Genomic DNA, 12,451 nt, shown 5'->3' on the forward strand with positions numbered 1-12,451 from the left:
TGCCCAACGTCAGCAAAACGCTGATAGTCGCTTCCGCAGATAGTACTACCGTGACTGGACGCGTTCGACGGCCGCTCGTCGTCTTTCTGGCCGTGTTGCTGTTCGTCCAACCAGCGAGCGCCGGCGTCGCGGTCGGCGATGGCGTCGGGGGCGTCGGAGGAGTCAGTGGTGTCGACGATGTCGGAGGTGTCGGCGCCGAGAGCGGCGACAGCAGCGAAGTCGTCGACGACCCGGCGTCGTCTCCGTCCACCGCGACTACCGCCCTCCAGCCGTCGGTGGCCGAAGAGGCGACGGCTATCGGCATCGAGCAACGAATCCGGCTCTCCAACCCCAAACCGTCCGGACGGGTCGGCGCCGAGGTGACCTACCACCTCGCCGACGAGACGACCGCGCTCGAGCTTCGGTTCCGCGGGAACTCGTCGCGGACCGTCTCCGCGTCCGACGGGTTCGAGCGGGTCGAACCGGGCGTCTACCGCTGGGACCGGGAGACGTCTCGCCCCACGCTGGCGTTCGAGCGGTCGGTGAGCGAGACGACGCTCGACCACTACGGCGCGGGCGTCGACACCGGCGAGTGGGCCGCCGTCGACGTCCGCCGGCTCACCCCATCGATTCGAGGACGGACCGTCGGTGCGACCGGCGTCTCGACGAACGTCACCGTCGAGGGACCCGGTTACGCCACGTCGGTGTTCGCGTTCCTGGGCCCGGTCGACGTGTACGACCGGACGGTCGGCGACGAGCGGGTCTCCCTCGTCGTCCCGGAGGCGGCGTCGCTGAGGTCCGAACCGTCGGCGGTGCTCGACTCGGTCGCCTCGGCGGGTGCCCGGTTGCCGGAGAGCGAGTACGAGGCGACGCACCTGTTCGCGATTCCGGCGGAGTCGGTCCGAACGACCGCCGGCGGCTTGAGCTTCGACGGCGGGGCGACGGCGTGGGTCCGCGACGACGCTTCGGTCGACGCCGACAGCAACGTCTGGGTACACGAGTACGTCCACCTGCGGCAGTCGTACCGGGCGAGCGAGGAGATGCGGTGGTTCCGCGAGGCGAGCGCGGAGTACTACGCCAGCTACCTCTCGCTGCAGTCGGGCGACCTCGCGTACGAGCGGTTTCGAGGAACCGTGAGCACCGACGCCCACGCCGACGCCGTGTTGTCGACGCCGACGAACTGGTCGACTCCGCTCGTGCCGTATCGGAAAGGCCCCCGCGTGCTCGCGTCGCTGGACGCGTCCATCCACGAGGCGACCGGCGGCGAGCGGACGCTGACGACGGTGTTCGAGCGGGTCAACGCCCACGAGGGCCGACTCGACTACGAGTCGTTCCGGGAGATAGTCGTCGAAGTGAGCGACCGGTCCGTCGGCGACGACCTCGACCGGTACGTCCGGACGACGGCGGCCCCGCCCGTGCCGGACCGCCCAGCCCTCTACACGCAGTATCCGGGTGACGACCCCGACGGCGACGGCCTCACCAACGCCGAAGAGCGAGCGGCCGGGACCAACCCGTTCGTCGCCGACGCCGACAGCGCCCCGGCGGGAGACGGACACCCGCGGACGAACGGCTCGGCCGCCGAAGACGGCGGTGAGACGGACGACTCGGGAGAGACGGACGACTCGGGTGAGGCCTCCGACGTCGACGGAGAGCGTTCGGGGTCGAACGACGCGGCGGGCGATACGGACGACGACGGGCTCTCCGACGCCACCGAGCGCGAACTCGGCACCGACCCCGAACGGGTCGACACCGACGGCGACGGCTACGGAGACGGGCGAGAGGTCGACGCAGGAACCGACCCGACGCGACGGACGAATCCCGTGGCGTTCTGGGCCGCACGGCTGCTCACTTCGCTGAAATCGATGGTGTCGGCGGCGGCGGTCGGGCCGGTCGGTGCGTGACGGACGGTCGCTCCGGGGACGTCAGCCGTCGAGCGGACGAACGGCGACGGCGTCCGGCGAGATGACGACTTCGCAGCCGTTGAACAGGAAGACGAACTGACCGTCGACCGCCGGCTTCGACGGGCGGTCGGTGAAGAGGTCGTCGAGCGCATCCGGGTCGACCGTTCCGTACAGTTGGTCGAGTTCGAGCGGGTCGCGGTCGACCGCCCTCGCCACGGCTCTGATGACGACTTCGCTGACGGGGTCACCGGCGATAGGGAACGTCCGATACGACTCCTCGGTGATGCGATAGCCCAACGAGTCGATACCGTCGTCTGTGCGCTCCGTCATGCTACCTCCACTCGCCGGATGTTCTCATACGCGAAGGACCACACAACGGCCCTAAGCAGTTATGATAACCACGCGCGCCTACAATGTCAACTGGGCCATACTGTCGTCCAGCGGTCGTCGCCTTCGACGCCCGGTCGACGCGGATGAGGTTTCGGAGGATAACTGCCGTCTCGACTCGGATTCGAATCCGAAGTTCGAGCCGTCGATGGGGTGGTTCTCACAGGCACAAAAGGCTAAATGCTGGACGTTGACCCTACCGTGCATGGCGCTTCAACAGATCTCTCACCTGTCCGACGAACAGCGCGACTGCCTCGACAACTGCCTCGAAGCGACGCAGGCGTGCGAGTGGTGTGCCGACGAGTGTATCGACGAAGGCGAGGGGATGGAACGCTGTATCCGACTCTGCCGAGACGTCGCTGACGTGGCGTCGATGCACGCACGGTTCATGGCTCGCAACTCGAACTACAGCAATCACCTCGCGGAGGTGTGCGCCGGCGCGTGCGAAGAGTGCGCCGAGGAGTGCGAACAGCACGACCACGAACACTGTCAGGTGTGCGCAGAAGTGCTCCGCGAATGTGCGGAGTCCTGCCGGAACATGGCGTCGGCGTAACGCTGCCGGTTCGGTCGGCGGGAGTCGCCGACCGCCGAAGCGACCGACGAACGACACGATTTTTCGTCCGAGATTCAGTTCGCTGAGGAAGACATATTCGGCGATAGAGACGTTCTCGGAGGGTAATCCGCCCCTACTCGTCGAGAATGGTCACAAGGGATAAACCGGCTCTCGCCGATAGCGTAGTCATGGCCGGACGGATTAGTCTCCGAGTTGTCTTCGCCGCCCTCATCGCGTTCGCCGTACTCGCCGTCGGAGTCGGGTACGTCTCGTCGGCGACCGAGTCCACGTTCGAGAGCAACCTCGACGGGGATAGCGTCGCCGACCCGAGCGCCCAGATCGCCCCCGAAGCCGACGGTATCACCGTCGTCGCCACAGACTCGAACTCCTGGCGCGGCGAGAGCGCCGACGGACCGCGCGCGCGCGCAGAACTGGTCGCGTTCAACCCTAACGGGTCGACGCTGTACTACAACGACACCCACACGCGCTACTGGGACGTCGACCCCGTCGAGGGCACCGACGCGACGGTCGAGTACCTGTACGCCGACCACCTCGACCCGAACCAGTGTCCCGACGAGTGGGACGCCGAAACGCTCGGCGTCGACCAGGAGACGCTCGACACCTACCTCGAAGCGCACGGAGACGTGAACGCCTGCACCGAGAACGGCATCGAGCGCGTGAACCTGACGACCGGCGAGACCGAGACCATCTACTCGGTCGAGACGCCCGGGAAGCACTCCTCGCGCTGGCACGACGGCGACCGCATCAACGAGACGCACTACGCCGTCGCCGACATCCTCTTCGACCGGATGTTCGTCGTGAACACCGAGACCGAGGAGATAACGTGGACGTGGAACGCCAGCGAGGAGTACGACCCCGCCGACAGCGGCGGACCGTACGCCGAGGACTGGACGCACATGAACGACGTCGAGGTGCTGGAGGACGGTCGGTTCATGCTGAGTCCGCGCAACATGGACCGCGTCATCTTCGTCGAACCCGGTGAGGGCGTCCAGGAGGACTGGACGCTCGGCGAGGAGGACAACTACGACATCCTCAACGAGCAGCACAACCCCGATTACATCCCCGAATCGGAGGGCGGGCCGGCGGTCATCATCGGCGACTCCGAGAACAACCGGGTCATCGAGTACCAGCGCCAAGACGGCGAGTGGGTCGAGACGTGGAAGTGGCGGGACGCCCAGATGCAGTGGCCCCGCGACGCAGACCGGCTGCCGAACGGCCACACGCTCGTCTCCGACTCCAACGGCAACCGCGTGTTCGAGGTGGACGAAGAGGGAGAGGTGGTCTGGAGCGTCAACATCGCGTTCCCCTACGAGTCCGAGCGCCTCGGCACGGGTGACGAATCCAGCGGCGGTCCGAGCGCACAGTCCGCCGACATCGGCTCGCGCAACCCCTCGGTCGACGAGCAGTTCTGGATCGGCCTCAAGAACGTGATACCCGGGAAGTATCTCAACGGCCTGATGTACATCACGCCGGTGTGGATGGGAATCCCCGAACTGTTCGCGCTCGCGGTCGGCCTCGTCGGTCTCGTGGGGCTCGTCGGCGTCGAAGTCGGCCGGTTCGTCTCGCGACGACGCGGGCGGGGAGCCGACACCAGCGCCGCGACGACCCGCGACGACGACTGAGGAGAGTCGGCCGCTCGGTTCCGACCGAACCGACCGTCTCGCCCCGACCGAACCGACCGTCCGGAACGCTGTCCCGTGTTCGCACTCGGCCGATTCAGTCGACGTACAGCGAGTAGACGATGACGGCGAATCCGACGGCGGTGAGTCCACTTTCGACGACGAGCGCGTACATCTGGTCGGTCGCGAGCACCTGGTCTGCGGCGCCCGCGAGCAACGACCCGAGGGTGACGATACCGAACCCGATGGCGAGCAGTCGAAGCGCCACCGCCCCGGTCCGTCGGTACGCCTTGTACGCGTAGTAGGTGATGAGTCCGCCGAGAACGAGGGTGAGCGTCTTGAGCGCGACGACGAGCGGACTCAGCGTGGTCGGGTCGATCACGTCTCCCTCCGGACCTGCGACCACAGGTCTGCGAGCCGCTCGTCGGCGGACTGCGGGCGCCGGGTTATCACTACCTCGAACTGCCGGCTCTCGTCCAAGCCGATTTCGACCGACTGAAACGACACTCGATACCAGGTGGTGTGGTGGCCGTCGCTTCGAATCTCGGTCTGTTCGTCGAGCAGCGACGCGTCGGTGAGGCGCTCGAGTTTGCGGTACATCGTCGATAGGGGTATGTCGCAGGCGTCTGAGAGCTGTCGTGCGGTCATGGCATCGTCGAGTTGCCGAACGATAGTCCGACAGTCGGGGTCGTCCAGGGCGTCCAACACCTCCTGGAGTGGGGCTGCGCGAGCGGATTCCAGTTGCTTGCGCACCATCGACCGAGTAATTCGACGGCAGGAAGATAGTTCGTTCGGCTCACAGGTGGTCGGTTCGTATCTTCGCCCGCTCGATTCGACTGATTCTCGCCGCCGGCGTCAGACCGCTCACGTCGGAGCGCTCAGTTCGTCGTGAGTATCTCGACCACGTCGCGGTGGCCGAGCTCGTGGCCCGAACCGATCTGACGACCGCTACGGCAGTCGATGCCGTGGAGCAACCCGTCGCCGATGTCCGAGTGGAGGTGGTAGGCGAAGTCCTCCGTCGTCGATTCCCCGGGGAGGATGAAGCAGTCGCGGAAGACGCCTTTCTCGTCTTTCTTGCCGTTGGCGCTGCCGGGGAAGATGGCGATACAACCGAGCTCGTCGAAGAGGGCGGCTTCGAGCGCGGCCTGCACGCCGGTCCCGCCGTACGCCTCGACGAACTCCCGAATCTGTTCGAGGCCCGCCTCCTGTTCCTCGGAGACGTTCGCGGGACGGTTTCCGTCCCGCGAGCCAGCCGGAACGTCCTGCGTTCCGGCGACGTCGCCGACGATATCGAAGGTGGCATCGCCGGCGTCGTACTCGATGATACCCGCTTCGTCTGCGTTCTTCAGTGCTTTCTCCGCGTGCGCGCTCGCGGGGACGAACGTGAGGTGGTCGTAGTCGGGGTCGGCGGTGACCTCTTCGTAGTTCGACTGAGCGACGGGTTTGTCCATCTTGTTCGCCGCGATGACCATCGGTTTCGTCCGCTTTCGAATCTCGCGGGCCAGCGACTCGCGTTCGTCGGCGTCCCACGTCTCGGGGTCGAGTTCGAGCCCCTCGGCGAGGATGACCTGCTTCATCCGGTCTTTGTCGATTTTGAACGCGCTCATCTGCTCTGCGAGGTCTTCTTCGATGTGTTTCTCGTCGCCGTCGTAGCCGCCCCGGTAGCGTTCGATTCCCTTCTCGAGGATTTCGAGGTACCACATGTCGAGTTCGTCCTCCAGGAAGTCGATGTCGTCGCGGGGGTCGTGGCCCTCGGTCGCCTCGCCTTCGATGTCCGTCTCCCCGGAGAAGTCGACGACGTGGACGAGCACGTCCGCCTCGTTGAGGTCGGTGAGAAACTGGTTGCCCAGGCCCTTCCCCTCGTGCGCGCCGGGGATGAGACCGGCCACGTCGACGAGTTTCGCCGGGACGTAGCGGGTGCCGTGGCTGCAGAATCCCGTGTTCGGGGTACACGTCTCGTCGAACTCCGGTGCTGCGCAGTCGACGCGAACGTACGCCTCGCCGATGCTCGGGTCGATGGTCGTGAAGGGGTACGCGCCCTCCGGAACGTCGTTCATCGTCGCCGCGTTGAAGAAACTGGATTTGCCCACCGAGGGTTTGCCCACGAGGCCGATCTTGTAACTCATTGGTCGTTCTGGCGGAGCGACGCCCAAAAACCGTTCTACCCGCGTCGCGTGTGCGTGAAACTGTCGTACACGCGCCTTCGGCGACGGCCGGCCACCTTCGCCGCGCATCGAGGGCGTTCAACGGCTCTTTGTGTCTCTCCGACGAACGACCGCCCATGAGCGATACGTTCGGCGTCGGCATCCACGTCACCGAGACCGACCTCCAGTTCGTCGTCCGCGTTCCCTCCGACATCGACTCGGGGTGGACCGACCCCGAGGAGTTCCAGCGGCTGGTCGAACGCGTCGTCTGGGAGCGACTCGACCAAGAGACGGTGCTGCGCGACATCTCGACGTCGACACCGACCGGCGAGACGGTGTCTCTCGGAACAGTGACGCTCGACCCGGACGGAACTGTCGTCGAGGAGTCGCTTCGCGCGCCCTCGACAGGGTCGTAGTTACCCGCTTTCGTCTGTCCTCGACAGCGACTCGCCGACCGCACCGAGTAGCTCGGCGTCGTACGTCGTCAGGTCGTAGCGGTTCGACCCGACGGTGTCGTTCCACAGTTCGATGACGCCGAGTTCGACGAGCGCTTGCAGCGCGACGCCGAGGCTCTGCGGCGTCGTCTCGGTCTCTCCCAGTCCAGCGTGGAGCTGTCGGGCTTGCGGATAGCTTCGGGTCGACTGCTCGATTGCGCGTTTGGCGTCTCGCCAGTGTCGGCGGAGATACCCGAAGTTCGTCGGGTTCTCCGCCCGAAGCCGGTCGATTCGGGTCGACATCGGCTCGGCGACGTCGACGCTGTCGAACAGCTCGGCGACGGACGCGTCGACGGCGCCGTCCTCCGCGTGACAGATTCCGAGCACGGTGTCGCGCTCGGCGAGTTTGTGGAGCGTCCGCAGCAACGGAGTTGCCGAGTTACCCTCCAAAAGCGGCGTCAGCGACTCGATCCAGACGAACAGCAGTCGTTCCGACGCGGGTCGCGCGAGTGCAGTCTCGAGCGTGTCGGCGACGACCTCGGGTGAGACCGGCGCAGACGTGTTCGTCAGAGAGGTACCGCCGAAAACCGAGGGACTCGGCGTCGAAGCCGCCGTGCTCCGTGTGGTCTCGTCGATAGCGAGAATCGTCTGTCCCGCCGGTTCCGGACCGACCTCCGTTCGCCACCGGTCGAGCCACTCGTCGGGCGTCGTCTCTGTCAGTACGGCGACGACGTCGACCGACGGCGTTCGGGTCAGCGTCGACGGTAGCGGCGCTTCGTCCTCGGCTCTTCGAAGGTGGAGTCCCGAACGGACGGCCGACGGTGTCGACGAGTCACTCATAGAGATGTTACTAATACATGTCATGCGGGATAGAAAGATAAGTGTGCCGGTGGTCTGATGATTGTATTCAGCCGCGGCGGAATATAGCCACAACTGTTCGAAATAGAAACGCCCGCGGAGCGGTGCTGTCGCTCTGCGGGTGGTGGATGAAGTATGAGTGGTCGAGGTGCTGGAGGACGGTCGGTTCATGCTGAGTCCGCGCAACATGGACCGCGTCATCTTCGTCGAACCCGGTGAGGGCGTCCAGGAGGACTGGACGCTCGGCGAGGAGGACAACTACGACATCCTCAACGAGCAGCACAACCCCGATTACATCCCCGAATCGGAGGGCGGGCCGGCGGTCATCATCGGCGACTCCGAGAACAACCGGGTCATCGAGTACCAGCGCCAAGACGGCGAGTGGGTCGAGACGTGGAAGTGGCGGGACGCCCAGATGCAGTGGCCCCGCGACGCAGACCGGCTGCCGAACGGCCACACGCTCGTCTCCGACTCCAACGGCAACCGCGTGTTCGAGGTGGACGAAGAGGGAGAGGTGGTCTGGAGCGTCAACATCGCGTTCCCCTACGAGTCCGAGCGCCTCGGCACGGGTGACGAATCCAGCGGCGGTCCGAGCGCACAGTCCGCCGACATCGGCTCGCGCAACCCCTCGGTCGACGAGCAGTTCTGGATCGGCCTCAAGAACGTGATACCCGGGAAGTATCTCAACGGCCTGATGTACATCACGCCGGTGTGGATGGGAATCCCCGAACTGTTCGCGCTCGCGGTCGGCCTCGTCGGTCTCGTGGGGCTCGTCGGCGTCGAAGTCGGCCGGTTCGTCTCGCGACGACGCGGGCGGGGAGCCGACACCAGCGCCGCGACGACCCGCGACGACGACTGAGGAGAGTCGGCCGCTCGGTTCCGACCGAACCGACCGTCTCGCCCCGACCGAACCGACCGTCCGGAACGCTGTCCCGTGTTCGCACTCGGCCGATTCAGTCGACGTACAGCGAGTAGACGATGACGGCGAATCCGACGGCGGTGAGTCCACTTTCGACGACGAGCGCGTACATCTGGTCGGTCGCGAGCACCTGGTCTGCGGCGCCCGCGAGCAACGACCCGAGGGTGACGATACCGAACCCGATGGCGAGCAGTCGAAGCGCCACCGCCCCGGTCCGTCGGTACGCCTTGTACGCGTAGTAGGTGATGAGTCCGCCGAGAACGAGGGTGAGCGTCTTGAGCGCGACGACGAGCGGACTCAGCGTGGTCGGGTCGATCACGTCTCCCTCCGGACCTGCGACCACAGGTCTGCGAGCCGCTCGTCGGCGGACTGCGGGCGCCGGGTTATCACTACCTCGAACTGCCGGCTCTCGTCCAAGCCGATTTCGACCGACTGAAACGACACTCGATACCAGGTGGTGTGGTGGCCGTCGCTTCGAATCTCGGTCTGTTCGTCGAGCAGCGACGCGTCGGTGAGGCGCTCGAGTTTGCGGTACATCGTCGATAGGGGTATGTCGCAGGCGTCTGAGAGCTGTCGTGCGGTCATGGCATCGTCGAGTTGCCGAACGATAGTCCGACAGTCGGGGTCGTCCAGGGCGTCCAACACCTCCTGGAGTGGGGCTGCGCGAGCGGATTCCAGTTGCTTGCGCACCATCGACCGAGTAATTCGACGGCAGGAAGATAGTTCGTTCGGCTCACAGGTGGTCGGTTCGTATCTTCGCCCGCTCGATTCGACTGATTCTCGCCGCCGGCGTCAGACCGCTCACGTCGGAGCGCTCAGTTCGTCGTGAGTATCTCGACCACGTCGCGGTGGCCGAGCTCGTGGCCCGAACCGATCTGACGACCGCTACGGCAGTCGATGCCGTGGAGCAACCCGTCGCCGATGTCCGAGTGGAGGTGGTAGGCGAAGTCCTCCGTCGTCGATTCCCCGGGGAGGATGAAGCAGTCGCGGAAGACGCCTTTCTCGTCTTTCTTGCCGTTGGCGCTGCCGGGGAAGATGGCGATACAACCGAGCTCGTCGAAGAGGGCGGCTTCGAGCGCGGCCTGCACGCCGGTCCCGCCGTACGCCTCGACGAACTCCCGAATCTGTTCGAGGCCCGCCTCCTGTTCCTCGGAGACGTTCGCGGGACGGTTTCCGTCCCGCGAGCCAGCCGGAACGTCCTGCGTTCCGGCGACGTCGCCGACGATATCGAAGGTGGCATCGCCGGCGTCGTACTCGATGATACCCGCTTCGTCTGCGTTCTTCAGTGCTTTCTCCGCGTGCGCGCTCGCGGGGACGAACGTGAGGTGGTCGTAGTCGGGGTCGGCGGTGACCTCTTCGTAGTTCGACTGAGCGACGGGTTTGTCCATCTTGTTCGCCGCGATGACCATCGGTTTCGTCCGCTTTCGAATCTCGCGGGCCAGCGACTCGCGTTCGTCGGCGTCCCACGTCTCGGGGTCGAGTTCGAGCCCCTCGGCGAGGATGACCTGCTTCATCCGGTCTTTGTCGATTTTGAACGCGCTCATCTGCTCTGCGAGGTCTTCTTCGATGTGTTTCTCGTCGCCGTCGTAGCCGCCCCGGTAGCGTTCGATTCCCTTCTCGAGGATTTCGAGGTACCACATGTCGAGTTCGTCCTCCAGGAAGTCGATGTCGTCGCGGGGGTCGTGGCCCTCGGTCGCCTCGCCTTCGATGTCCGTCTCCCCGGAGAAGTCGACGACGTGGACGAGCACGTCCGCCTCGTTGAGGTCGGTGAGAAACTGGTTGCCCAGGCCCTTCCCCTCGTGCGCGCCGGGGATGAGACCGGCCACGTCGACGAGTTTCGCCGGGACGTAGCGGGTGCCGTGGCTGCAGAATCCCGTGTTCGGGGTACACGTCTCGTCGAACTCCGGTGCTGCGCAGTCGACGCGAACGTACGCCTCGCCGATGCTCGGGTCGATGGTCGTGAAGGGGTACGCGCCCTCCGGAACGTCGTTCATCGTCGCCGCGTTGAAGAAACTGGATTTGCCCACCGAGGGTTTGCCCACGAGGCCGATCTTGTAACTCATTGGTCGTTCTGGCGGAGCGACGCCCAAAAACCGTTCTACCCGCGTCGCGTGTGCGTGAAACTGTCGTACACGCGCCTTCGGCGACGGCCGGCCACCTTCGCCGCGCATCGAGGGCGTTCAACGGCTCTTTGTGTCTCTCCGACGAACGACCGCCCATGAGCGATACGTTCGGCGTCGGCATCCACGTCACCGAGACCGACCTCCAGTTCGTCGTCCGCGTTCCCTCCGACATCGACTCGGGGTGGACCGACCCCGAGGAGTTCCAGCGGCTGGTCGAACGCGTCGTCTGGGAGCGACTCGACCAAGAGACGGTGCTGCGCGACATCTCGACGTCGACACCGACCGGCGAGACGGTGTCTCTCGGAACAGTGACGCTCGACCCGGACGGAACTGTCGTCGAGGAGTCGCTTCGCGCGCCCTCGACAGGGTCGTAGTTACCCGCTTTCGTCTGTCCTCGACAGCGACTCGCCGACCGCACCGAGTAGCTCGGCGTCGTACGTCGTCAGGTCGTAGCGGTTCGACCCGACGGTGTCGTTCCACAGTTCGATGACGCCGAGTTCGACGAGCGCTTGCAGCGCGACGCCGAGGCTCTGCGGCGTCGTCTCGGTCTCTCCCAGTCCAGCGTGGAGCTGTCGGGCTTGCGGATAGCTTCGGGTCGACTGCTCGATTGCGCGTTTGGCGTCTCGCCAGTGTCGGCGGAGATACCCGAAGTTCGTCGGGTTCTCCGCCCGAAGCCGGTCGATTCGGGTCGACATCGGCTCGGCGACGTCGACGCTGTCGAACAGCTCGGCGACGGACGCGTCGACGGCGCCGTCCTCCGCGTGACAGATTCCGAGCACGGTGTCGCGCTCGGCGAGTTTGTGGAGCGTCCGCAGCAACGGAGTTGCCGAGTTACCCTCCAAAAGCGGCGTCAGCGACTCGATCCAGACGAACAGCAGTCGTTCCGACGCGGGTCGCGCGAGTGCAGTCTCGAGCGTGTCGGCGACGACCTCGGGTGAGACCGGCGCAGACGTGTTCGTCAGAGAGGTACCGCCGAAAACCGAGGGACTCGGCGTCGAAGCCGCCGTGCTCCGTGTGGTCTCGTCGATAGCGAGAATCGTCTGTCCCGCCGGTTCCGGACCGACCTCCGTTCGCCACCGGTCGAGCCACTCGTCGGGCGTCGTCTCTGTCAGTACGGCGACGACGTCGACCGACGGCGTTCGGGTCAGCGTCGACGGTAGCGGCGCTTCGTCCTCGGCTCTTCGAAGGTGGAGTCCCGAACGGACGGCCGACGGTGTCGACGAGTCACTCATAGAGATGTTACTAATACATGTCATGCGGGATAGAAAGATAAGTGTGCCGGTGGTCTGATGATTGTATTCAGCCGCGGCGGAATATAGCCACAACTGTTCGAAATAGAAACGCCCGCGGAGCGGTGCTGTCGCTCTGCGGGTGGTGGATGAAGTATGAGTGGTAGGCGGCGAGAACGTGTTTCCAGAGGCTCGCGCACTCCAGTAGTTGCGTTCACGCTGGTGAGCTTAACTTCCGTGTTCGGGATGGGTACGGGTGTTACCTCACCGCTGTGGCCGCCTTA

Annotated in this window: 15 protein-coding genes and 1 rRNA gene; 6 read left to right on the plus strand and 10 right to left on the minus strand. The window is 65.3% G+C overall.

What is annotated here, in order from left to right; all coding sequences use genetic code 11:
* Positions 1 to 50 precede the first annotated feature (50 nt).
* Positions 51 to 1,880 (plus strand): thrombospondin type 3 repeat-containing protein, encoded by a 1,830-nt coding sequence (locus tag DV709_RS15370; RefSeq protein ID WP_117595264.1) that lies wholly within the window; start codon positions 51 to 53, stop codon positions 1,878 to 1,880.
* A gap of 21 nt (positions 1,881 to 1,901) precedes the next feature.
* On the opposite strand, the gene DV709_RS15375 is transcribed toward DV709_RS15370, so the two are convergent.
* Complete coding sequence (locus tag DV709_RS15375; RefSeq protein ID WP_117595265.1) at positions 1,902 to 2,210, minus strand: HalOD1 output domain-containing protein; 309 nt, start codon at positions 2,208 to 2,210, stop codon at positions 1,902 to 1,904.
* 262 nt (positions 2,211 to 2,472) lie between these two features.
* On the opposite strand from DV709_RS15375, the gene DV709_RS15380 reads away from it, so the two are divergent.
* Together DV709_RS15380 and DV709_RS15385 are read left to right on the plus strand one after the other, a co-directional pair.
* Positions 2,473 to 2,820: a four-helix bundle copper-binding protein gene (locus DV709_RS15380; protein ID WP_117595266.1), complete on the plus strand. Its 348-nt coding sequence runs from the start codon at positions 2,473 to 2,475 to the stop codon at positions 2,818 to 2,820.
* 188 nt (positions 2,821 to 3,008) lie between these two features.
* A complete protein-coding gene (locus DV709_RS15385; protein ID WP_117595267.1) occupies positions 3,009 to 4,463 on the plus strand; it encodes an arylsulfotransferase family protein in 1,455 nt (484 codons plus the stop codon).
* 94 nt (positions 4,464 to 4,557) lie between these two features.
* Here the strand turns inward: DV709_RS15385 and DV709_RS15390 are convergent, their stop codons facing one another.
* From DV709_RS15390 to DV709_RS15400, 3 genes are all read right to left on the minus strand, one after another.
* Positions 4,558 to 4,842, minus strand: coding sequence for a DUF7521 family protein (locus tag DV709_RS15390; protein ID WP_232819756.1), 285 nt, complete (start codon positions 4,840 to 4,842; stop codon positions 4,558 to 4,560).
* Positions 4,839 to 5,216, minus strand: a complete 378-nt coding sequence (locus DV709_RS15395) for a winged helix-turn-helix domain-containing protein (RefSeq protein ID WP_117595268.1) — start codon at positions 5,214 to 5,216, stop codon at positions 4,839 to 4,841. The genes DV709_RS15390 and DV709_RS15395 overlap by 4 nt, the downstream gene beginning before the upstream one ends.
* Positions 5,217 to 5,338: 122 nt before the next feature.
* A complete protein-coding gene (locus tag DV709_RS15400) occupies positions 5,339 to 6,586 on the minus strand; it encodes a redox-regulated ATPase YchF (protein WP_117595269.1) in 1,248 nt (415 codons plus the stop codon).
* Positions 6,587 to 6,741: 155 nt separating this feature from the next.
* Here DV709_RS15400 and DV709_RS15405 point away from each other — a divergent pair, with 155 nt between their 5' ends.
* Positions 6,742 to 7,020 carry a hypothetical protein gene (locus DV709_RS15405; RefSeq protein ID WP_117595270.1) on the plus strand — a complete coding sequence of 93 codons (279 nt, stop codon included), beginning with the start codon at positions 6,742 to 6,744 and terminating at the stop codon, positions 7,018 to 7,020.
* Here the strand turns inward: DV709_RS15405 and DV709_RS15410 are convergent, their stop codons facing one another.
* Entirely contained in the window at positions 7,021 to 7,878 is an 858-nt protein-coding gene (locus DV709_RS15410; protein ID WP_117595271.1) for a DUF7504 family protein, read from the minus strand. It abuts the gene before it with no gap.
* A 157-nt stretch (positions 7,879 to 8,035) separates the two neighbouring features.
* Here DV709_RS15410 and DV709_RS15415 point away from each other — a divergent pair, with 157 nt between their 5' ends.
* Positions 8,036 to 8,755: a hypothetical protein gene (locus tag DV709_RS15415; protein WP_198665733.1), complete on the plus strand. Its 720-nt coding sequence runs from the start codon at positions 8,036 to 8,038 to the stop codon at positions 8,753 to 8,755.
* A gap of 94 nt (positions 8,756 to 8,849) precedes the next feature.
* Here the strand turns inward: DV709_RS15415 and DV709_RS15420 are convergent, their stop codons facing one another.
* The 3 genes from DV709_RS15420 to DV709_RS15430 all read right to left on the minus strand — a co-directional run bounded on the left by DV709_RS15420 (position 8,850) and on the right by DV709_RS15430 (position 10,878).
* Entirely contained in the window at positions 8,850 to 9,134 is a 285-nt protein-coding gene (locus DV709_RS15420; protein WP_232819756.1) for a DUF7521 family protein, read from the minus strand.
* On the minus strand, positions 9,131 to 9,508 hold the full coding sequence (locus DV709_RS15425) for a winged helix-turn-helix domain-containing protein (protein ID WP_117595268.1): 378 nt from the start codon (positions 9,506 to 9,508) through the stop codon (positions 9,131 to 9,133). The genes DV709_RS15420 and DV709_RS15425 overlap by 4 nt, the downstream gene beginning before the upstream one ends.
* Positions 9,509 to 9,630: 122 nt before the next feature.
* Positions 9,631 to 10,878 (minus strand): redox-regulated ATPase YchF, encoded by a 1,248-nt coding sequence (locus tag DV709_RS15430; RefSeq protein WP_117595269.1) that lies wholly within the window; start codon positions 10,876 to 10,878, stop codon positions 9,631 to 9,633.
* A gap of 155 nt (positions 10,879 to 11,033) precedes the next feature.
* On the opposite strand from DV709_RS15430, the gene DV709_RS15435 reads away from it, so the two are divergent.
* Complete coding sequence (locus tag DV709_RS15435) at positions 11,034 to 11,312, plus strand: hypothetical protein (RefSeq protein WP_117595270.1); 279 nt, start codon at positions 11,034 to 11,036, stop codon at positions 11,310 to 11,312.
* On the opposite strand, the gene DV709_RS15440 is transcribed toward DV709_RS15435, so the two are convergent.
* Both DV709_RS15440 and rrf read right to left on the minus strand, forming a co-directional pair.
* On the minus strand, positions 11,313 to 12,170 hold the full coding sequence (locus DV709_RS15440) for a DUF7504 family protein (RefSeq protein ID WP_117595271.1): 858 nt from the start codon (positions 12,168 to 12,170) through the stop codon (positions 11,313 to 11,315).
* A 159-nt stretch (positions 12,171 to 12,329) separates the two neighbouring features.
* A 5S ribosomal RNA gene (gene rrf, locus DV709_RS15445) occupies positions 12,330 to 12,451 on the minus strand.

Source organism: Haloprofundus halophilus (genome assembly GCF_003439925.1).
GTDB classification, from domain to species: domain Archaea; phylum Halobacteriota; class Halobacteria; order Halobacteriales; family Haloferacaceae; genus Haloprofundus; species Haloprofundus halophilus.

Bases quoted from the DNA above. Each gene is read 5' to 3' on its own strand.
- DV709_RS15375 (WP_117595265.1), bottom strand. From the start codon at position 2,210: ATGACGGAGCGCACAGACGACGGTATCGACTCGTTGGGCTATCGCATC.
- DV709_RS15405 (WP_117595270.1), top strand. From the start codon at position 6,742: ATGAGCGATACGTTCGGCGTCGGCATCCACGTCACCGAGACCGACCTC.
- DV709_RS15430 (WP_117595269.1), bottom strand. From the start codon at position 10,878: ATGAGTTACAAGATCGGCCTCGTGGGCAAACCCTCGGTGGGCAAATCC.
- DV709_RS15425 (WP_117595268.1), bottom strand. From the start codon at position 9,508: ATGGTGCGCAAGCAACTGGAATCCGCTCGCGCAGCCCCACTCCAGGAG.
- DV709_RS15410 (WP_117595271.1), bottom strand. From the start codon at position 7,878: ATGAGTGACTCGTCGACACCGTCGGCCGTCCGTTCGGGACTCCACCTT.
- DV709_RS15395 (WP_117595268.1), bottom strand. From the start codon at position 5,216: ATGGTGCGCAAGCAACTGGAATCCGCTCGCGCAGCCCCACTCCAGGAG.
- DV709_RS15440 (WP_117595271.1), bottom strand. From the start codon at position 12,170: ATGAGTGACTCGTCGACACCGTCGGCCGTCCGTTCGGGACTCCACCTT.
- DV709_RS15380 (WP_117595266.1), top strand. From the start codon at position 2,473: ATGGCGCTTCAACAGATCTCTCACCTGTCCGACGAACAGCGCGACTGC.
- DV709_RS15435 (WP_117595270.1), top strand. From the start codon at position 11,034: ATGAGCGATACGTTCGGCGTCGGCATCCACGTCACCGAGACCGACCTC.
- DV709_RS15385 (WP_117595267.1), top strand. From the start codon at position 3,009: ATGGCCGGACGGATTAGTCTCCGAGTTGTCTTCGCCGCCCTCATCGCG.
- DV709_RS15400 (WP_117595269.1), bottom strand. From the start codon at position 6,586: ATGAGTTACAAGATCGGCCTCGTGGGCAAACCCTCGGTGGGCAAATCC.